The sequence below is a fragment of the Novosphingobium kalidii genome (genome assembly GCF_040534015.1).
Lineage (GTDB): Bacteria > Pseudomonadota > Alphaproteobacteria > Sphingomonadales > Sphingomonadaceae > Novosphingobium > Novosphingobium kalidii.
This window is the reverse complement of sequence record NZ_JBEWLY010000017.1, coordinates 85,141-102,904: the sequence shown is the minus strand read 5'-3', so window position 1 is coordinate 102,904 and position 17,764 is coordinate 85,141. Positions and strand designations below refer to the sequence as shown.

The following is a 17,764-nucleotide window of genomic DNA, read 5'->3' as shown; positions in this document are numbered from 1 at the left end:
CCCTTACACGTGTAACTCTCATGCCCGGGGGGGGGGGGCGTCAGCGCCGCCACCCGGAGAGCGTCAGAATTTCGAAACGCTCGATAGTGCGACCTTCCACAGCCGCGGCTTCGAAAGCCGCGGCGGCTCTCATGAGCGCAGCCTTGCCAAGCGACGGTCCGGGGTCTGCAAGGACGTTGCTGTGTCCTTGAGCCCGCAAGTCTCCGATCTCGCGGGGCAGAGAGCGGAATGCGACTTCAAGGTGCCGGCCATCGGCAACCGGGTCCGCGAACCCTGCTCGCTGAAGAAGTTGCGCTCCCGCGCGCACATCCACCAGCGGATGGATACGGGCTGCGGGGCGATCTTCGTCGGCGGCAAGCATTACCGTTCGCAGAACTGGCAAGCTGCCGGCAGCGGGAAAGCTGGCGATGAGCAGACCACCGGCACACAACGCAGTACGCAAGTGGATCAACGCGCCCGGCAGGTCGTTGACCGTGTCCAGCGTGCCCAGACTTGCGACGAGATCGAAGCCGGAGAACGGGTAGGGGGCCTCCTCTTCGAAGCCAGCGCCCGGCTCTGCGGCGGTGACCTCAACGCCTTGCGCTTCAAGCGTCTTCTTCAACGCTCCACCCACATCTCCGATGAGCAAGGCTTTCTGCGGCTGGTGCCTGAGGAAGGCGAGCCGCTCCAGCATGTCCTCTACCATGTCATCCAGCAGATAGCGGGGCGCGTCAGGTGCCTGCTGCAGCTCGAGCATGCGGCGGCGGACAGCTTTTCGCCGTGTTGGGGAAAAAATACGGGGAGGGGTCTCGCGTGCCATGCCTGTGTCCTGCCCAAGCTTGCATGAGAGCGCAACCGCTCTGAAGCCGCGTTTTGCCTGCGGGCCAGAGTAGGCTAGCACGCATTTATGTCCCTCTCTGCTTCACTTGGGCCACTGGTGGATTTCGTGTTCCCGCCGCGATGCCCCTTGTGCCGGGAGGCGGTGAGTTCTCAAGCTGGCCTCTGCGCTGCTTGCTGGAGCGAACTGGCGATCCCGGGCGATCCTTGCTGCGGGAGCTGCGGGCGGCCCTTCGCAGAAGGCGTCTCAGCCGGGTCGACGTGCGCACCTTGCTTCGCAAATCCGCCCGCTCATGACGGCATTGTCGCGGCTACCCTCTACAATGATGCCTCGCGGCAATTGGTTCTAGCCCTCAAGCACGGCAATCGCCTTGGGCTTGCGCCCTTGATGGCGCGGCTCATCATAGCGAGGTTCCACGCGGCGGACGCGCAGGATTGGGTCGTCGTTCCCGTGCCACTGCATCGCTGGCGCTTGTGGCGGCGAGGTTACAATCAGGCCGCGGTGCTCGCGCGAGAAGTCACGCGACTGGCGGGAGGGATGCTGGCGGTCGATGCGCTGTCGCGGCACAAGGCAACCGCCAGCTTAGGGGGGCTGGGCCGTAAGGCCCGCAAGCGCGAACTGTCAGGCGCCATCCGCATGTCTCCCACGCAAGCAGCGAAGGTTCGAGGACTCAAGGTCCTGCTTGTAGACGACGTCATGACAAGCGGGGCTACAAGCGACGCATGTGTAGCGGTTCTGCGGAAAGCCGGCGCTGCGAAGGTGGTTGTGGCTTGTTTCGCTCGAGTTCTGGACGAGGCTTTGGATGCCACTTGAGCCTTAACAAAAACGCCCGAGGTTTGCACCTCGGGCGTTCTCGTGACGAAACTCGATGGGCTCTGCAGAGCAGCACGGCGACGCCCCTGGTCGTCACCTAGCCCGATCCCTCATCTCTACCGGTCCCGCACTGCTGCGGTGTCGGCTTCTTCCCTGAACCGTTGGCGCTTGATCATCAGCACCTGTCCGGTGATTGCAGCCCCCAGCTGCGAGACGAGTGTTCTCCCGAAACGCGTTCAATGAAAAGGGAGTTTGCAGAAGCAGGCTGATTTTGGTCTATGCGTGTGGTTATCGTGCAACATAGCACCAGCACTAAACAGGATCGTGAAAGATGAGTAACGGGGGATGCTCCGACTTGGAGACCGGGAGCACGTTCATGCCTCGCTACGATGCGCAGGGATTGATGACAGGGATCGCAATTGACGCGGAGAGCAAGGAGGTGCTCATGATCGCTTTCATGAACGCCGAAGCCGTGGCGCGCACGCGTGAGACAGGTCTTGCACACTTCCACTCGCGATCACGCGGACGTCTATGGCTGAAGGGCGAAACCTCCGGGCACTTCCTTCGCGTTCAAGAGATCCTCGTTGACTGTGATCAGGACGCGCTGGTCATGCTGGTGAAACCTGAGGGGCCAGCGTGCCACACGGGTGCGCGAAGCTGCTTCTATCGGCGGCTGGTCGGCAATCGATTGGAGGCCGTGCAGAACTGAAGCGGCTTCAGTGCAGGATCTCGTCAAACAAGTTAGTCATAGCAGCCCAGCTCTGCCGATCCGCACTGGCGTCGTAAGCGATTGCCGGCAGACCGCGAGCATCGCTTCCCGGATCCGTAAAGCCATGCTTGACGCCGCTATAGGCATGAAAGTGCCAGTTTGCCCCCGCGTCATTCATCTCGTTCCAGAATGCGAGGACTTGTTCTCGCGGTACCAAGGGGTCGCTGTCACCGTGGCAGATGAGAAGTCGAGTATGAATCGATCCTGGAGCCGCCACGCGGTCCGTCGCGAGGATACCGTGGAAGCTGACCGCGGCGAATAGCTCGTGTCCGGCGCGTGAAGCTTCCAGTGCGGCCTGTCCGCCCATGCAGTAGCCGATAGCGCCCAGCGGCACATCGGCCGCTGCAGGGATACTCCGGAGCGCCTGCAGCGCCGCGGCAACCCTTGCGCGGTAGTGGTCGACATCGGCGCGGAGCTTCTCTGCCAGCATTGCCGCGGTCGCATGTTCAGTGATTGGCTCGCCGTAGAAGTCAGCGATCATCGCGAGATAACCGAGTTCGGCCAACATACACGCTCTACGCTCCACCGCCGGCGTCAGGTTCCCAATCGTCGGGAATACCACGACGGCGGCGCGGGCCGGTCCTTCAGGGCGCGCCAGCCACCCTGTTAAGGCCGTGCCGCCGTGCGCGTAGGCGACAGGCTCGAGTCCGCTCATTCCGGCAGGAAGTCCGGCACCGAGAGATAGCGCTCCCCTGTGTCGTAGTTGAAACCAAGCACCCTCGAACCGGGCGGCAGTTCAAGCAGCTTTTCAGCGATAGCCGCCAGCGTCGCGCCCGAGCTGATGCCGACCAGCATGCCCTCTTCGCGAGCACACCGCCGGGCCATCTCCTTCGCATCCGCCGCGTCTACCTGAACGGCTCCGTCGATCACTTGTGTGTGCAAGTTAGCCGGAACGAAGCCAGCGCCAATGCCTTGGATGGGGTGCGGCCCTGGTTGCCCGCCTGAGATTACTGGCGACAGGGCGGGTTCGACCGCATACGCTTTCATGCTTGGCCATGTCTCTTTCAGGCGCTGGGCACAGCCGGTCAGGTGACCGCCGGTTCCTACTCCGGTGATAAGCACATCGATGGGAGTTTCAGCGAAATCCTCAAGGATCTCCATCGCGGTTGTTTCCAAGTGAACCGCGACATTCGCCTCGTTGTCGAACTGCTGCGGCATCCACGCGCCGGAGGTCTGTTCCACCAATTCCTTGGCGCGCTCGATCGCTCCCTTCATCCCCTTTTCCTTGGGGGTAAGGTCGAAGCTGGCACCGTAGGCGAGCATCAGGCGTCGTCGCTCAATCGACATCGATTCGGGCATAACGAGGACGAGCTTGTAGCCCTTCACGGCAGCTACCATCGCCAAGCCAATCCCCGTATTTCCGGAAGTGGGCTCAATGATCGTGCCACCAGGCTGGAGGTTGCCATCAGCCCCGGCTGCTTCAACCATGGCCAAGGCGATTCGATCCTTGATAGAGCCGCCGGGATTAGAGCGTTCACATTTCACCCAAACCTCGTGGTCGGGAAACAGGCGTGAGAGCCTGACATGGGGCGTTTTGCCGATGGTGGCGAGAATGCTGGCGGCCTTCATCAGGCGGTCTCCCTCTGGCGATATTGCGGCGCGAATGTTCGAGCCCGGCGGATCTCCGGAAACAGCCGCGCCCATGCTGCAGTAACGAGTATGGCAGCGGCGCCTCCGAATACAACAGCGCCGGTGGCCCCCAGCAGCGCGGCGGCGACGCCTGATTGCATTTCCCCCAGTTCGTTCGATGCCGAGACCGCTAGACCTGACGTGGCAGAAACGCGCCCGCGCATGTCGTCGGGGGTGTTGAGCTGGATCAGTGAGCTTCGGATGAACACAGAGATCATGTCAGCAGCGCCGAGGACCACCAGAAAGCCCAACGAGAGAAGAAAGTTACGAGATAAGCCAAATGCAACCGTGGCGGCGCCGTAGACGGCGACTGCCACCAGCATCTTAGCTCCGACATTGTGCTGGAGCGGACGAAAAGAAAGGCAGAGTGCGACCACGGCGGCACCGAGTGCCGGCGCGGCGCGCAATTGGCCAAGGCCTTCTGGTCCCACGTGAAGGATGTCTCTCGCAAAGACAGGGAAAAGAGCGGTGGCTCCGCCCAGGATCACGGCAAACAGATCGAGTGTGATGCAACCGAGCAGGAAGCGATCATTCCAGACGAACTGGAACCCGCCGACGATCTGAGCGAGCGGACGCGCTTTTCGCGCGTTTTCGGAGGGAGGTGGAAGAGTGCGGATGGACAGGATGCTGATCGTCGCCAGAACCATCAATGCTGCCGAGGTCCAGTAAGGCAGAGCGCGCGAGGAGGCGAACAGAAACCCGAACGTTGCGGGGCCGATCACTCCGCCCGCTTGCCAGGCAATCGCATTGAGTGCGATTGCTCTTGGGATCAGGGCTGCTGGGACGATGTTCGGCGCGATCGCGCTCATCGCCGGCCCCTGGAACACTCGGACCGCGCCGTGGAGCGCGGCGAAGCCGAAGAGCACCGGCAGACTGCGGACCTGAAGGTAGGTGACAACACCGAGACCGAGAGCCACGCACAAGTCTATCGCCATCGACAGCCCTGCTACGTAGCGCCGATCGAAGCGGTCGGCGACAACACCTGCGACTGGCGTTAGCACAAGCAACGGCACGAACTGCGCCAATCCCAGCAAACCCAGCTGGAACGAAGCTTGCGAAATGCTCATCGCGTACTCGCTGCGGGCCACGTCGTAGAGCTGGTAACCGATAATCACGACCATTCCGTTGGTCGCGACTACGGCGGCAAAGCGCGCAAGCCAAAACCTGCGGTAGTCAGGAATAGCGAGAGGGGTGCTGGGTTCGCTCACCGGCGCGGCCATGGCAGCAGCTCACCGATTCGCCAACTACTCCGGTATAGCTGCGCGGCTTTGTGTCTTCGTTCGGCTTATACGTGGCTCGCTACGCGTCGCCTGTCTTGGGAGATCAGCCCTCGCACGGTGCCTACATCAGCGGCGTGGGCGCAAGCGCGGGTTCGGTTGCATGGCGTCGACCAACTTGAGAAAATCGTCGAGGCGTATGATCCGCTCGAACTGAAATCCCGCGCGATCCTCGTGCGACCAAATCAGGTGCGCCTCAATCCGACCGACCACGGGCAAGCGCATCACAATGCGCTCCCCGCGCTCCATGTCGGCGATGCCCTTGGCCATGAAGCCCTGTGCCGAGACGTTTACGATGTTCAGATGAACATCCCCGATCTGACGATGCTCCGCAATCACCGTGTACTCTGCAGGGTGACGCGCAGCGCGTCGCTTGTCTGTCACGGTAAGCTGTGCGCCCGCGCTCATCATCCGTACTGTCCTGCCTCTTGATGGAGTTTGCAGAATGCACGAGATTGGCAAACAAAGCGTAAACCCTTGGTGTTAAAAGCGATTCAGCATGTACGAAGCGCTCTCGGCGCCGTCACATGCCGCGCAGAACTCCATGCTTTTTCCGGCCGAGGCTCAGCTTTCGTGAAGTGCCCGGCGGGACAGTAATGAGGAGGTTTGCGTCGGAGACCACCTCGTCGTCGAGCCGCACTGCACCTTCCGCCACCTTGCGCTTTGCCTCGCCGTTGGATGCGGTGAAGCCAATCTCAGTGCAGGCCGCGACTATGCGCATGCCCTCTGCCGGGACTTCGATCGTGGGCAGATCCTCGCCCACGCCGCCGCCAGCGAATGTAGCGCGAGCCGTGCTCTCGGCCGCGAGCGCCGCGTCTGTGCCGCGGCAAAGACGGGTGGCCTCGTTCGCCAGCACGACCTTGGCTTCATTTATCTCGCTTCCCTGCAGCGACTCAAGCCGAGCGATTTCGTCGAGCGGGAGGTCGGTGAACAGCTTCAGGCGCTTGCCCACGTCCCGGTCGTCGGTGTTACGCCAGAACTGCCAGTAGTCGAAGTTGGGAAGCTGCTCCTCGTTGAGCCACACGGCGCCGCCCACGGTCTTCCCCATTTTGGTGCCATCGGCATTCGTCAGCAATGGCGTGGTCAGGCCGAACACTTGCGTTCCGTCGACGCGGCGCGCCAATTCGACGCCGTTGACGATGTTGCCCCACTGATCGGAGCCTCCCATCTGCAGCAGGCAACCCGCACGGCGGGACAGCTCCAGAAAATCATAGGCCTGGAGGATCATGTAGTTGAATTCAAGGAAACTGAGCGATTGCTCACGATCGAGGCGCAGCTTTACTGAGTCGAAGCTGAGCATCCTGTTGATCGAGAAGTGCTGCCCGATGTCGCGCAGGAACGGGATGTATTCCAGCTGGTCGAGCCACTCTGCGTTGTCGACCATGATCGCATCGCTAGGACCATCGCCGAAAACCAGGAATCGTTCGAACACACGCCGGATCGAGGCGACGTTTTGAGCGATGAGGTCCTCGGTGAGCAATTTACGCGCTTCGTCCTTGAAGCTGGGGTCACCGATTTTCCCGGTGCCGCCGCCCATGACGACAATCGGCTTGTGCCCCGCGCGCTGCAGCTGGCGCAGCATCATGATGGAGACGAGATGCCCGACGTGGAGCGATGGCGCCGTCGGATCGAAGCCGATATAGCCCGGCACCACCTGCTTTTGCGCAAGCGCGTCGATACCGGCGGCATCAGTCAGCTGGTGGATATAGCCTCGCTCGTCGAGCAGGCGTAGCAGGGTTGAATTGTACGTCATGGTGCCTTCCTCGGGGAAGCGCGCGCCTAGCATGGAGATGCGCGGTTGCAAACGCACTCGCTGGTACCTCATTCTGAGTTCGCGCCGCTCGCGGTGCTGGGAATCACCGCCCGAATCACGCCGGACGGCGACTGGCTGCGGCTGCGATGGCGGATCGAGGGGGCGCAGAAGCTTGTCGTTCCGCCCTTCGCAGGCAAGGGGCGAGCAGATGGTCTCTGGCAGACCACTTGTTTTGAACTGTTCCTGCAGGTGCCGGAAAGCGGTGGCTATACGGAGCTGAATTTGTCGCCATCTGAGCGCTGGAATGCGTACGACTTTACAGCGTATCGTGAAGGCATGAGCGAGCGTCCCTTTCCCCATGAGCCGTCCTGCGCGATGCGCAAAGGAGAGGCTTTGGCGATATTCGATGCGGCCGTGCCCCGCTCCGCTTTGCCGCAAGCGCCATGGCGATACGGCTTGAGTGCGGTGATCGAGGAGGAAGGCGGTCGCAAGTCGTACTGGGCACTCGCGCATCCAGATGGAAAGCCCGACTTCCACGATGCGGGTTGCTTCGTGGCAGAGCTTGCGGCACCGCAGGGAACATGAAGTTTGGCATAGATCGCCTCATAGCCGACCCCGACTTGCGCAGACCGCTTGAGGGGCGACGAGTCGCTCTGGTGGCTCACCCGGCCTCGGTGACCGGAACGCTGACGCATTCACTCGACGCGCTGATCGCGGCTGGGGTGAACGTGACATCCGCCTTCGGGCCTCAGCACGGGCTGAAAGGCGACAAGCAGGACAACATGGTGGAGACGGCGGACGAGCTGGACCCTGTCTTAGGCATGCCGGTGTTCAGTCTCTATGGCCAGGTGCGGCGGCCCCCGCCCGAGATGATGTCGACGGCGGATGTCTTCCTGTTCGATCTGCAGGATCTGGGCTGCCGCATTTACACGTTCCTCACCACACTGCTGTACTTGCTTGAGGCGGCGTCCGGCACCGGCAAGAGCGTGTGGGTGCTGGATCGGCCTAATCCGGCGGGACGGCCAGTTGAGGGGACCACACTCAACCCGGGGCAGGAGAGCTTCGTCGGTGCAGGGCCGATGCCGATGCGTCATGGCCTGACGCTTGGGGAAATGGGGCATTGGTTTGTCCAACACTTCAATCTAGACGTCGATTACCGCGTCGTGACCATGGAAGATTGGCGACCCGAGGCTTGCCCCGGCTTCGGCTGGCCGGAGGAGCGCATCTGGGTCAATCCCAGCCCAAACGCGGCAAATCTCAACATGGCCCGCGCCTACGCCGGCACCGTGATGCTGGAGGGCACTACGCTTTCTGAAGGGCGGGGCACGACTCGGCCACTCGAAGTGTTGTTCGGCGCTCCCGATATTGCGGCGGCGTCGGTTCAGGCCGAGATGCAGCGGCTTGCCCCAGAGTGGCTGGCCGGCTGCGCCATTCGCGAGTGCTGGTTCGAACCGACGTTTCACAAGCACGAGAAAACCTTGTGCAACGGTCTGATGATCCATGCGGAGGGGCCGTTTTACGACCATGGGGCCTTTCGCCCCTGGCGGCTGCAGGCGCTCGCCTTCAAGGCGATCCGCAGGCTCGTCCCGGATTACCCGATCTGGCGCGACTTTCCCTACGAGTATGAATTCGAGCGGCTGGCGATCGACGTCATCAACGGCGGGCCAGCCTTGCGCGAGTGGGTCGACGATGCAGGTGCCCACCCGGGCGACCTGGAGGCGCTGGCTAGCGCGGACGAAGCGGCCTGGCGGGCGGAAGTTGCGGACCTGCTGCTTTACTGATCGCTCCGGCTCCCCCGTTCCCAGGAGAGCCGGTGATCGCTGCGCTTGGCGGGCGGCGATCCGGCCTGATGCCGGTCAGGCCTTCTTGCGGGTGAGTTCCCGCATCGCGGCTTCCAGGCCGTCGAGGTTGAGCGGGTACATCGCATCATGCATCAGCTCGCGGATCATGCGGGTTGAGGTTGAGTACTCCCACTGCCGTTCCGGCGTTGGATTGAGCCACACCGTCGCTGGGTAGGTCTGCGTGACCCTTTGCAGCCAGACCGCTCCGGCTTCCTCGTTCATGTGCTCCACCGATCCGCCGGGGTGGCTGATCTCGTAAGGGCTCATGGCGGCGTCACCGACGAAGATCACCTTGTAGTCGTGGCCGTACTTGTGGAGGATATCCCAGGTGTTCGTCCGCTGCGACCAACGGCGACGGTTGTCCTTCCACACGCCTTCGTAGAGGCAGTTGTGGAAGTAGAAGAACTCAAGATTCTTGAACTCTGCAGTGGCGGCGCTGAACAGTTCTTCCACCAGCTTGATGAACGAATCCATCGATCCGCCGATGTCGAGAAAAAGCAGCACCTTCACGGCATTATGCCGTTCAGGCCGCATGACGACGTCGAGCCAGCCCTGCTTGGCCGTCCCTTCGATTGTCGCATCCAGGTCCAACTCTTCAGCCGCACCTTCGCGGGCAAAGCGGCGCAGGCGTCGCAGTGCCACCTTGAGATTGCGCGTACCCAGCTCTTTCGAGTTGTCGAGATTCGCGAACTCGCGCTTTTCCCACACTTTGATTGCGCGGCCGTGCTGTCCTTCGCCGCCGACGCGGATGCCTTCCGGATTGTAGCCGGAATGGCCGAAGGGGGAGGTGCCGTTGGTGCCCATCCACTTGTTACCGCCCTGATGCCGCTTCTGCTGTTCTTCGAGGCGCTTCTTAAGCGTTTCCATGATCTCGTCCCAGGAGCCGAGCGACTTAACCTGCTCCATCTCCTCCGGGCTGAAGTAGCGCTCAGCCAGCTTCTTGAGCCAGTCTTCCGGGATATCGACGGGCTGCTGGCCGTAATCCGTGAGAATGCCCTTGAAGACTTTTGCGAAGACCTGGTCGAAGCGATCGAGTAGCCCTTCGTCCTTCACGAACGTGGCGCGGCTCAGATAATAGAACGCCTCGGGCGTCTGCTCGATCACATCCTTGTCGAGCGCCTCCAGCAGCGTGAGATGCTCCTTGAAGGAGGCCTTGATTCCTGCAGTGCGCAGTTCGTCGACGAAGTTGAAGAACATGATGTCAGGCTTCGATCTTGTTGATGCGAATTGGCGGAAATGTGTTTTCGCGTTTTCTGGCGATACCGGCGTTGCTGGCCGTATCTGGCGTCATGCTGCTCCATCCAGTTCGCGCATGTCCTCGTCGTTGAGGTCGACGTCGCAAGCACCGACGTTTTCCTCCAGGTGCGCGACAGAGGCAGTGCCGGGGATGAGGAGCATGTTCGGGGAGCGCTTTAACAGCCAGGCAAGTGCGATCTGGGCGGGAAGTACTCTGTAGCGATCGGCCAGCGACGCAACGACGGCGCCCGATTGGGCCTTGCCTCCGCCGATCGGGTACCACGGCATGAAGCCGATGTCGTGCTCTTCGCAATAGCGGAGCACGGCCTCGTGCTCGCGATCAGCGACGTTGAACTTGTTCTGTACAGTGGCGATCGGCGTGATCGCTTTCGCGCGCGCAAGCTGCTCCACATCGACTTCGGAAAGGCCGATGTGCGCGATCTTACCTGCCGCCTTCAGTTCTGCGAGCGCTCCAACAGATTCCTCGACCGGCACCTGAGGATCCACGCGGTGCAATTGCTGGAGATCGATCCGCTCCACGCCAAGACGCCTCAGGCTTCCTTCCGTCGATGCACGAAGGGAGGATGGGCGCCCATCGGGGGTGGCCAGCGGATACTTTGCGCCCTCAGGCCATGTCCTCAGGAGCCCGCACTTGGTGGCGATAAGCAGGTCATCGGGGTAGGGCGCCAGAGCTTCCCGTATTTGTCGCTCGTTGACGTGCGGACCGTAAGCTTCGGCCGTGTCGATCAAGTTGATCCCAAGTTCGCGCGCCCGATGCAGCAGGCGCTGTGGGTTTCCGGCATCCGTCGCTTCTCCCCAGACGTTCGGGCCGGTGAGTCGCATAGCGCCGAAGCCAAGGCGATGAACCCGCGTCTCGCCGCCGATCGCGAATGTGCCGCCCTTTTCGATGCCCACTGTTCTCTCCCTCGTCGTCTGCCACAGATGGCGTTGCGCTGGTCCTGAGGACGCCGGTCGCTCCACTTACTCTGGTGGGGGTGAAGCGGGCGGGGGCTGCTGGGGCCGCTGCTCCATGGCGGGATCGATAACCGCCCATTCCGGAGCTTCCTCGGTCCAGATCGCGATTGCCGGGCTCAGCCCGTGGCCCTCGTCGAGAAAGCCAAGCCGAATGGTTCGAAACTGCGGCCTGGCGCTCGACCGCCCCAGGACATGCGTGCCGCAGCGCGGGCAGAACTCGTGCGTCAGCGTATTGCCGCTGGCCGCAGTGTAGCTGCTTTCCGCTCGCTCTCCCACGATATCGATGGCATCTGCCGGGAACATCGCATTGTTCGTCGGCCCGCCCGCGGCGATCTGCTGGCACTGGCGGCACCAGCATTGGCGTGTGGTCACCGGCTCGGCATCAATCGTAGCAGTCACCGCACCGCAAGTGCAGCGGGCAGTATAAGGCGCGGGCATTTAAGCTCCCCGCCGCGCCATGAACGCGAGGCGCTCGAACATCATCACGTCCTGCTCATTCTTGAGCAACGCGCCGTGGAGCGGCGGTATCGCCTTGCTCGGGTCCTGATTTTGCAGCACCTCCAGCGGCATGTCCTCGTTCATCAGCAGCTTCAGCCAGTCGAGCAGTTCGCTCGTCGACGGCTTCTTCTTGAGGCCGGGCACTTCGCGCAGCTCGTAGAAGATCTCCATCGCTTTGGTGACGAGGCTTTGCTGAATGCCGGGGAAATGGACATCGATGATCGACTGCATCGTCTCGCGGTCAGGGAACTTGATGTAGTGGAAGAAGCAACGGCGCAGGAAAGCGTCGGGCAGGTCCTTCTCGTTGTTGGACGTGATAATGATGATAGGGCGTTCGGCGGCGGCGATGTGCTCGCCGGTTTCGTAAACGTCGAAAGCCATGCGATCGAGTTCTGCGAGAAGATCGTTGGGGAACTCGATGTCGGCCTTGTCGATCTCGTCGATGAGCAGGACGGGCAGCTTAGGCGAGGTGAAAGCCTCCCAGAGCTTGCCCCTGCGGATGTAGTTGGAGATGTCGTGCACGCGTTCGTCGCCGAGCTGGCCGTCTCGCAGGCGGGCGACGGCGTCGTACTCGTACAGACCCTGGTGCGCCTTGGTCGTGGACTTGACATTCCAGGTGATCAGCGGTGCTTCCAGAGACTTGGCGATTTCCTCTGCCAGCACGGTCTTGCCGGTGCCGGGCTCACCCTTCACCAGCAAGGGGCGGCGCAGCAGCACGGCGGCATTGACCGCGACCTTCAAGTCTTCGGTGGCGACGTAGTTGCTGGTGCCTTCGAAACGCTGCATCTGGCCGGTCCTGTTGTTGTGACTTGCCCGGGACCGTAAGTTGTGCGGCGGAGCGAAGCAAGCGCAGCCAACGACAAGCGCAGCCATGGACAAGCAGCGGCCAGAATAGCACAGAGGGAACCATGCCTAGCACAGACCACACTCGCAACATTGCCCTACTGATCGACGCGGACAACGCCTCGCCAGCCAATATCGACGCAGCGCTGACGATTCTGGGCGATCTCGGAACCGTGAACGTCCGGCGTATCTACGGCAACTGGAGCAAGCCGGGGCTTAAGGGTTGGTCTAAGCTGATGCATCGCTATGCCCTTGAACCGCAGCAGCAGTTCGACGTGACCAAGGGCAAGAACGCGACGGACATGAAGATGACGATCGATGCCATGGATTTGCTTTACGGCGGCCGCATCGAAGGCTTCGGGCTGATGACCAGCGATAGTGACTTCATGCCTCTAGCCATGCGTATCCGCCAGAACGGCACCCCGGTCTACGGCTTCGGAACGGCTCGCACGCCCGAGGCTTTCCGCGAGGCCTGCACGCGCTTCATCGATCTTAACGCAATGGTCGAGGAAGAGGCCAAAGTGGAACAGGGCGAGACGCCCGCACAGGCGGTGATCGACGACGAACTGATCAAGCTCTTGGGCGATGCATGGAAGGCCAGCAAGCGGGATGACCAAGGCTTTGCAAGCCTGTCGGAGGTGGGCCAACGCGTGGCGAACCGGTCGAGCTTCGATGCCCGCAGCTATGGCTTTTCGCGGCTTGCGGATCTCATAAAGTCACTGCCAAATTTCATGACGGAGAAGCGGGAAAGCGGCCTCTTCGTCAAGCGCGTGCGGTAGCATCCCCTGGACCGATCAAGCTTTTCTTCGAGCGCCTACGGAGCGGCGGGAATAGCGTCGCGCCGGATGGACGGCCGGACACGGTGGAGCAGGCGGACCATGGGCTTCTCTATGACCCGGTTCACCGCGATAGAGAACGCGATTGCCAAAACGATACCGATCATCACCATCCCGTGCAGATGGCGAGGCCCGAGAAGCCCCAGCCAGGCATGCTCAAGAGGAATGAGGATGAAGGGGTGCGTGAGGTAAAGACTGTAGGAAGCGTCTCCAAGCAGAGCGGCAGGCTTCTCCAGCCGCGGTGACATTTGTCCACGACCGAGCACGACCCCGCCCAGGATCAGCGCAGCCGGCAAGCCCCACCCCCCAAGCCGTCGAAAGTCGTTGGGAGTCTGGTCGAGACTCAGAAGGCCAAAGGGGTCAAGGAGGAGCCAAAAGCATGCGAAAATAACCAGTAAGGTGCTGAATGTAATGGGAAGTCTTGCTCCGCTTAACAGCGCGTTGGCGATCGTTACGCCTAGCGCAAACTCAAGAATGATCGGCTGAGTCCAGGTAGATAGAACTATGCTTGTCGGTTCGAGTAAAAGGCCAAGCCCGACTGCTGCCAGCAGGGTTATCTGAACTCCCAAGGTCGCGAGAGACCGGGGCAGAAAGATGAAGATGCTGAACACAGCGTAGAAGAGCATCTCGTAGTTCAGCGTCCAGCCCAGTGAGAGCAGAGGGAAGGGGATGCCACCCGCACTCCCGTAAGCATCATTAGGGATGAAGAAGTAGGACGCCGCTATGTAGCTCACGGGCGGGAGCGTTTCTCTTGGATCAAGCGTGAGGATCATGACCGCGAGCAAAGCCGTCGTCGCGCCCCAGTAGAGCGGGACCACGCGTGCCGCTCTCTTGATCAGAAACTCCTTCCTCGCGCTCGCATGGGTGAAGATGCGCTGGGCAGAGTAGACCATGATGAACCCGGAAATGGCGAAGAACAGGTCCACTCCCGCTCCATAGGGCAGCGCTGGCTTGGCCAGTTCGCCTGTGCTTGCCGCCGCGCCGAGAGCATGACCGGTCAGCACCGAAAAGGCGGCCAATGCTCGCAGCGCCTGCACCGAAATTATGCGCATGTCGAACTTCCGTCAGATCCAAAGTAAGGATTAGCGGAAGCATGGGGTGCCAACCACTCGGCTCAGCATCCAGAATCGAGACGAGCTACGTAGTCTTCTGGAAGCGGGGATAACCCTTTCAGCTCAGGAGCAAGTCGCCGTTTTGTGCCTGTGATCAGGCGTCGATCAGCTCGGGGTCGATCTCACCTGCGCGGTTCTGGATGAAGTGGAACCGATGTTCGGGGTTGCGGCCCATCAGCCGGTCCACCAGGTCCTTCACGGCGGCGCGCCCTTCGTACTCTGGGGGCAGAGTGATCCGGATGAGCGAGCGACTTTGCGGGCTCATGGTGGTTTCGCGAAGCTGCTGCGGGTTCATCTCGCCCAGACCCTTGAAGCGCCCCACTTCGACTTTCTTGCCCTTGAACTTGGTTTTCTCCAGTTCGGCTCGGTGCAAATCGTCGCGTGCGTAAGCGGAGGTGGCGCCGGACGTCAGGCGATAGAGCGGCGGCTGGGCGAGGTAGAGGTGCCCCTTGCGCACGATCTCAGGCATTTCCTGGAAGAAGAATGTCATCAGCAGCGTGGCGATATGCGCGCCGTCGACGTCAGCGTCAGTCATGATGACGATGCGGTCGTAGCGCAAGTTGTCCGGATTGCAGTCCTTACGGATGCCGCAGCCGAGCGCGAGCTGCAGGTCGGCGATCTCCTGATTGCCTCGGATCTTATCGGCGCTGGCGCTGGCGACGTTGAGTATCTTGCCGCGGATCGGCAGGATCGCCTGCGTCTTGCGATCGCGCGCCTGCTTAGCGGAGCCGCCCGCGCTGTCGCCTTCGACAATGAACAGTTCGGTTTCACCCGGGCCTTCGCCCGAACAGTCCGTCAGCTTGCCCGGCAGGCGCAGCTTGCGGGCGTTGGTCGCGGTCTTGCGCTTAACCTCGCGCTCCGCCTTGCGCCGCAGACGATCGTCCATGCGCTCAAGGATAGAGCCGAGCAACGCCTTGCCGCGATCGAGGTTGTCGCTCAGAAAGTGATCGAAGTGATCGCGCACGGCGCTCTCAACAAGGCGCGCCGCGTCCGGAGAGGTCAGGCGGTCCTTGGTCTGGCTCTGAAACTGGGGATCGCGGATGAAGACCGAGAGCATGACTTCGCTGCCCGTCACCACGTCGTCGGGCGTGATGTCCTTGGCCTTCTTCCCTTGTCCGAGGAGTTCGGCGAACGCACGGATACCCTTTGTGAGGGCGCCGCGCAGGCCCTGCTCGTGTGTGCCGCCATCAGGAGTCGGAATGGTATTGCAGTACCAGGAATAAGCTCCGTCCGAGTAAAGCGGCCACGCGATCGCCCATTCGACGCGTCCCTGCTCGGAGCCGTCGTCGCCGCGCGGGAAGTCCTGCGAACCCGAGAAGAACTGGGTGGTGACGCATTCACGCCCGCCAATCTGTTCCGCCAGGTGATCGGCGAGACCGCCGGGGAACTGGAATACCGCCTCGGCTGGAACGTCATCACTGGCGAGTTCGGGCGAGCACTTCCAGCGGATCTCGACCCCAGCGAACAAGTAGGCTTTCGACCGCACGAGCTTGAACAGTCGCGCCGGCTTGAACTTCTGGTCGCCAAAGATGTCTGTGTCAGGCGTGAAAGCGACTGAGGTGCCGCGTCGATTGGGTGCCGCGCCGATCTTTTGCAACGGCCCGAGTGTTGCCCCTCGGGCGAACTCCTGCGCGAACAGTTCCTTGTTGCGAGCCACTTCGACGCGCGTGTGGCTGGACAGCGCGTTGACCACGGAGATGCCGACGCCGTGTAGACCGCCCGAGGTGGCGTAAGCCTTGCCAGAAAACTTGCCGCCGGAATGCAGCGTCGATAGGATCACTTCCAGGGCGGACTTGCCGGGAAATTTCGGATGTTCGTCCACCGGAATGCCGCGACCATTGTCCGTGATCGTCAGGCGGCCCGCTGCGGCGGTGTCGGCCTCCAGCGTCACCTCGATGCGATTGGCATGACCGGCAACAGCCTCGTCCATCGCATTGTCGAGCACTTCGGCGGCGAGGTGATGCAGCGCCCGCTCGTCAGTGCCGCCGATGTACATGCCGGGACGCCGCCGGACGGGCTCCAGCCCCTCCAGCACTTCGATTGCGGAGCCGTCGTAGGCTTCACCGCCCGCGGACGGTAGTTTATCGAACAAGTCATCGGCCATGGCGCGGTTATAGGCCGCGGCTGAATCCGCGCGCAAGCTGGCGCGCGGGTTTATCTGCAGCGGTGACGCAGGTGGGGATCAGTTCCCGAACTTGCTGGGTGCCGGGCTCACCACCTTGACTGTGCCCGCGCCCACCTCACGCACCTCGAACGCCCGATCGACGACGCCGGTACGGTCGAAGCGGAAGGCACCATCGAGCCCCAGGAACCCGTCGCTTGCGCTGAGCGCCTTGGTCGGGAAGGCCTTGCCTGGCTTCCAGTCCTGTGCGACCCGCAGCGTCAGCAGCACCGCGTCATATCCCAGAGTGGCAATGCGATAGGGGCGCGCGCCGAAGCGGGTGCGATAGCTTTGGGAAAACTGCGGGAAGCGGCTGTCCGAAACGGCGGAATACCAAGCACCTCTGAGCGCTGGAGTCGCCGCCACATCCTTTTCGCCGCTCCACAACTCGGTACCGAGAAGGCGAGGGCTGGCGGCACCAGCTTGCGGCTTGAGCTGGGCGGCGGCGCGTACGGAGAGCGAGCCGCTGTCGGCGATCAGAACGGCATCGAAGGGGCCGCGCTCGCGTAGCTTGCGCGCGGCGGCGGTGATCGACGCGCTGCTGCGATCGTACATCTCCATGGCTGTGACCGTGCTGCCGGCTGCGCGGGCTTCTGCGAGCAGAGCCTGCGAGGCGCGTTCGCCGTATTCGCCCTTGGGCACCAGCGCGCCGAAGTTAGAGACACCTTGCCCTCGCGCATAGCGGATCGTGCGGCGAACGGATTCGCCCGGCAGGCTGCCCATCACGAAGACGTCGCGTGCGGCAACGCTCTCGTCGTTGGAGAACGAGATGAGGGGAATGTCGGCTGAGCGGGCCACGCCGGCAATGGCCGGAATGTCGCTAGCCAGCAGCGGGCCCAGGATCAACTCGTTCCCCTCGGCCACCGCGCGCGCAGCCGCTGCGCTGGCGTTGACCGCTGTGTCGTAGTTGGTGATGCGCAGGTTCTGCGCATTGGTGTCCATCAGAGCCATCGCGGCAGCATTGGCGATCGATTGCCCCACTGCGCCATTGGGACCGGTCATAGGCACCAGCAGAGCGATCCGGTGCCGCTGCGTGTCCGACGGGAGCCGATCTGGGGTGGGCGTGGGAGCAGGCACCGGAGCCGGCGTGGGCGAGGGGGCCTTGGGGACGACGGTACACGCCCCGAGAGCTACCAGTGCAGCTGCTACGATTAGATTGCGCCGGGCGAATCGCCGTTCGAACATCACTTGCTGTCCCCCTCCG

The 17,764-nt window shown here is 62.2% G+C and carries 18 protein-coding genes and 1 pseudogene; 6 read left to right on the top strand and 13 right to left on the bottom strand.

All coding sequences use genetic code 11. The features are described from left to right. Window positions 1-40 precede the first annotated feature (40 nt). Window positions 41-799: a class I SAM-dependent methyltransferase gene (locus ABVV53_RS11325; protein ID WP_353984530.1), complete on the bottom strand. Its 759-nt coding sequence runs from the start codon at window positions 797-799 to the stop codon at window positions 41-43. Between the two features lie 87 nt (window positions 800-886). Between ABVV53_RS11325 and ABVV53_RS11320 the strand changes: the two are divergent. From ABVV53_RS11320 to hisI, 3 genes and pseudogenes are all read left to right on the top strand, one after another. After that, window positions 887-1,078 (top strand): annotated as a pseudogene (locus tag ABVV53_RS11320) (double zinc ribbon domain-containing protein); the annotation flags it as partial. 126 nt (window positions 1,079-1,204) lie between these two features. After that, window positions 1,205-1,630 (top strand): ComF family protein, encoded by a 426-nt coding sequence (locus ABVV53_RS11315; protein WP_353984559.1) that lies wholly within the window; start codon window positions 1,205-1,207, stop codon window positions 1,628-1,630. A 331-nt stretch (window positions 1,631-1,961) separates the two neighbouring features. Beyond that, entirely contained in the window at window positions 1,962-2,339 is a 378-nt protein-coding gene (gene hisI / locus ABVV53_RS11310; RefSeq protein WP_353984529.1) for a phosphoribosyl-AMP cyclohydrolase, read from the top strand. 7 nt (window positions 2,340-2,346) lie between these two features. Here hisI and ABVV53_RS11305 read toward each other — a convergent pair whose 3' ends face one another. The 5 genes from ABVV53_RS11305 to tyrS form a co-directional block, all read right to left on the bottom strand. Beyond that, on the bottom strand, window positions 2,347-3,054 hold the full coding sequence (locus ABVV53_RS11305; protein WP_353984528.1) for a dienelactone hydrolase family protein: 708 nt from the start codon (window positions 3,052-3,054) through the stop codon (window positions 2,347-2,349). After that, complete coding sequence (gene cysK / locus ABVV53_RS11300) at window positions 3,051-3,968, bottom strand: cysteine synthase A (RefSeq protein ID WP_353984527.1); 918 nt, start codon at window positions 3,966-3,968, stop codon at window positions 3,051-3,053. The genes ABVV53_RS11305 and cysK overlap by 4 nt, the downstream gene beginning before the upstream one ends. Then, window positions 3,968-5,236 (bottom strand): MFS transporter, encoded by a 1,269-nt coding sequence (locus ABVV53_RS11295; protein ID WP_353984526.1) that lies wholly within the window; start codon window positions 5,234-5,236, stop codon window positions 3,968-3,970. The genes cysK and ABVV53_RS11295 overlap by 1 nt, the downstream gene beginning before the upstream one ends. A gap of 138 nt (window positions 5,237-5,374) precedes the next feature. Further along, the gene (locus ABVV53_RS11290; protein ID WP_353984558.1) at window positions 5,375-5,713 is read right to left on the bottom strand and encodes a PilZ domain-containing protein; all 339 of its coding nucleotides are present in this window, start codon (window positions 5,711-5,713) and stop codon (window positions 5,375-5,377) included. 115 nt (window positions 5,714-5,828) lie between these two features. Beyond that, window positions 5,829-7,058 (bottom strand): tyrosine--tRNA ligase, encoded by a 1,230-nt coding sequence (gene tyrS, locus ABVV53_RS11285; RefSeq protein ID WP_353984525.1) that lies wholly within the window; start codon window positions 7,056-7,058, stop codon window positions 5,829-5,831. A 45-nt stretch (window positions 7,059-7,103) separates the two neighbouring features. Here tyrS and ABVV53_RS11280 point away from each other — a divergent pair, with 45 nt between their 5' ends. Then, the gene (locus ABVV53_RS11280; RefSeq protein ID WP_353984524.1) at window positions 7,104-7,643 is read left to right on the top strand and encodes a DOMON-like domain-containing protein; all 540 of its coding nucleotides are present in this window, start codon (window positions 7,104-7,106) and stop codon (window positions 7,641-7,643) included. Beyond that, window positions 7,640-8,839, top strand: a complete 1,200-nt coding sequence (locus ABVV53_RS11275) for an exo-beta-N-acetylmuramidase NamZ family protein (RefSeq protein ID WP_353984523.1) — start codon at window positions 7,640-7,642, stop codon at window positions 8,837-8,839. The genes ABVV53_RS11280 and ABVV53_RS11275 overlap by 4 nt, the downstream gene beginning before the upstream one ends. Before the next feature lie 75 nt (window positions 8,840-8,914). On the opposite strand, the gene ABVV53_RS11270 is transcribed toward ABVV53_RS11275, so the two are convergent. From ABVV53_RS11270 to ABVV53_RS11255, 4 genes are all read right to left on the bottom strand, one after another. After that, the gene (locus tag ABVV53_RS11270; protein ID WP_353984522.1) at window positions 8,915-10,096 is read right to left on the bottom strand and encodes a vWA domain-containing protein; all 1,182 of its coding nucleotides are present in this window, start codon (window positions 10,094-10,096) and stop codon (window positions 8,915-8,917) included. Window positions 10,097-10,186: 90 nt separating this feature from the next. Then, window positions 10,187-11,050 carry an aldo/keto reductase gene (locus ABVV53_RS11265; RefSeq protein ID WP_353984521.1) on the bottom strand — a complete coding sequence of 288 codons (864 nt, stop codon included), beginning with the start codon at window positions 11,048-11,050 and terminating at the stop codon, window positions 10,187-10,189. A 66-nt stretch (window positions 11,051-11,116) separates the two neighbouring features. Further along, complete coding sequence (locus ABVV53_RS11260) at window positions 11,117-11,548, bottom strand: GFA family protein (protein ID WP_353984520.1); 432 nt, start codon at window positions 11,546-11,548, stop codon at window positions 11,117-11,119. Continuing rightward, window positions 11,549-12,394 carry an AAA family ATPase gene (locus ABVV53_RS11255; protein WP_353984519.1) on the bottom strand — a complete coding sequence of 282 codons (846 nt, stop codon included), beginning with the start codon at window positions 12,392-12,394 and terminating at the stop codon, window positions 11,549-11,551. 122 nt (window positions 12,395-12,516) lie between these two features. On the opposite strand from ABVV53_RS11255, the gene ABVV53_RS11250 reads away from it, so the two are divergent. Further along, window positions 12,517-13,230, top strand: a complete 714-nt coding sequence (locus ABVV53_RS11250) for an NYN domain-containing protein (RefSeq protein ID WP_353984518.1) — start codon at window positions 12,517-12,519, stop codon at window positions 13,228-13,230. A gap of 35 nt (window positions 13,231-13,265) precedes the next feature. Here ABVV53_RS11250 and ABVV53_RS11245 read toward each other — a convergent pair whose 3' ends face one another. From ABVV53_RS11245 to ABVV53_RS11235, 3 genes are all read right to left on the bottom strand, one after another. Continuing rightward, window positions 13,266-14,339, bottom strand: coding sequence for an acyltransferase family protein (locus ABVV53_RS11245; protein ID WP_353984517.1), 1,074 nt, complete (start codon window positions 14,337-14,339; stop codon window positions 13,266-13,268). A gap of 154 nt (window positions 14,340-14,493) precedes the next feature. Next, window positions 14,494-16,503 carry a DNA topoisomerase IV subunit B gene (gene parE / locus ABVV53_RS11240; protein ID WP_353984557.1) on the bottom strand — a complete coding sequence of 670 codons (2,010 nt, stop codon included), beginning with the start codon at window positions 16,501-16,503 and terminating at the stop codon, window positions 14,494-14,496. 78 nt (window positions 16,504-16,581) lie between these two features. Continuing rightward, complete coding sequence (locus tag ABVV53_RS11235) at window positions 16,582-17,745, bottom strand: penicillin-binding protein activator (RefSeq protein WP_353984516.1); 1,164 nt, start codon at window positions 17,743-17,745, stop codon at window positions 16,582-16,584. Window positions 17,746-17,764: the final 19 nt, after the last annotated feature.

Bases quoted from the DNA above. Each gene is read 5' to 3' on its own strand.
- ABVV53_RS11325 (WP_353984530.1), bottom strand. From the start codon at position 799: ATGGCACGCGAGACCCCTCCCCGTATTTTTTCCCCAACACGGCGAAAA.
- ABVV53_RS11245 (WP_353984517.1), bottom strand. From the start codon at position 14,339: ATGCGCATAATTTCGGTGCAGGCGCTGCGAGCATTGGCCGCCTTTTCG.
- ABVV53_RS11260 (WP_353984520.1), bottom strand. From the start codon at position 11,548: ATGCCCGCGCCTTATACTGCCCGCTGCACTTGCGGTGCGGTGACTGCT.
- ABVV53_RS11315 (WP_353984559.1), top strand. From the start codon at position 1,205: ATGGCGCGGCTCATCATAGCGAGGTTCCACGCGGCGGACGCGCAGGAT.
- ABVV53_RS11290 (WP_353984558.1), bottom strand. From the start codon at position 5,713: ATGAGCGCGGGCGCACAGCTTACCGTGACAGACAAGCGACGCGCTGCG.
- cysK (WP_353984527.1), bottom strand. From the start codon at position 3,968: ATGAAGGCCGCCAGCATTCTCGCCACCATCGGCAAAACGCCCCATGTC.
- ABVV53_RS11305 (WP_353984528.1), bottom strand. From the start codon at position 3,054: ATGAGCGGACTCGAGCCTGTCGCCTACGCGCACGGCGGCACGGCCTTA.
- parE (WP_353984557.1), bottom strand. From the start codon at position 16,503: ATGGCCGATGACTTGTTCGATAAACTACCGTCCGCGGGCGGTGAAGCC.
- ABVV53_RS11255 (WP_353984519.1), bottom strand. From the start codon at position 12,394: ATGCAGCGTTTCGAAGGCACCAGCAACTACGTCGCCACCGAAGACTTG.
- tyrS (WP_353984525.1), bottom strand. From the start codon at position 7,058: ATGACGTACAATTCAACCCTGCTACGCCTGCTCGACGAGCGAGGCTAT.
- ABVV53_RS11275 (WP_353984523.1), top strand. From the start codon at position 7,640: ATGAAGTTTGGCATAGATCGCCTCATAGCCGACCCCGACTTGCGCAGA.
- ABVV53_RS11250 (WP_353984518.1), top strand. From the start codon at position 12,517: ATGCCTAGCACAGACCACACTCGCAACATTGCCCTACTGATCGACGCG.
- ABVV53_RS11235 (WP_353984516.1), bottom strand. From the start codon at position 17,745: ATGTTCGAACGGCGATTCGCCCGGCGCAATCTAATCGTAGCAGCTGCA.
- hisI (WP_353984529.1), top strand. From the start codon at position 1,962: ATGAGTAACGGGGGATGCTCCGACTTGGAGACCGGGAGCACGTTCATG.
- ABVV53_RS11270 (WP_353984522.1), bottom strand. From the start codon at position 10,096: ATGTTCTTCAACTTCGTCGACGAACTGCGCACTGCAGGAATCAAGGCC.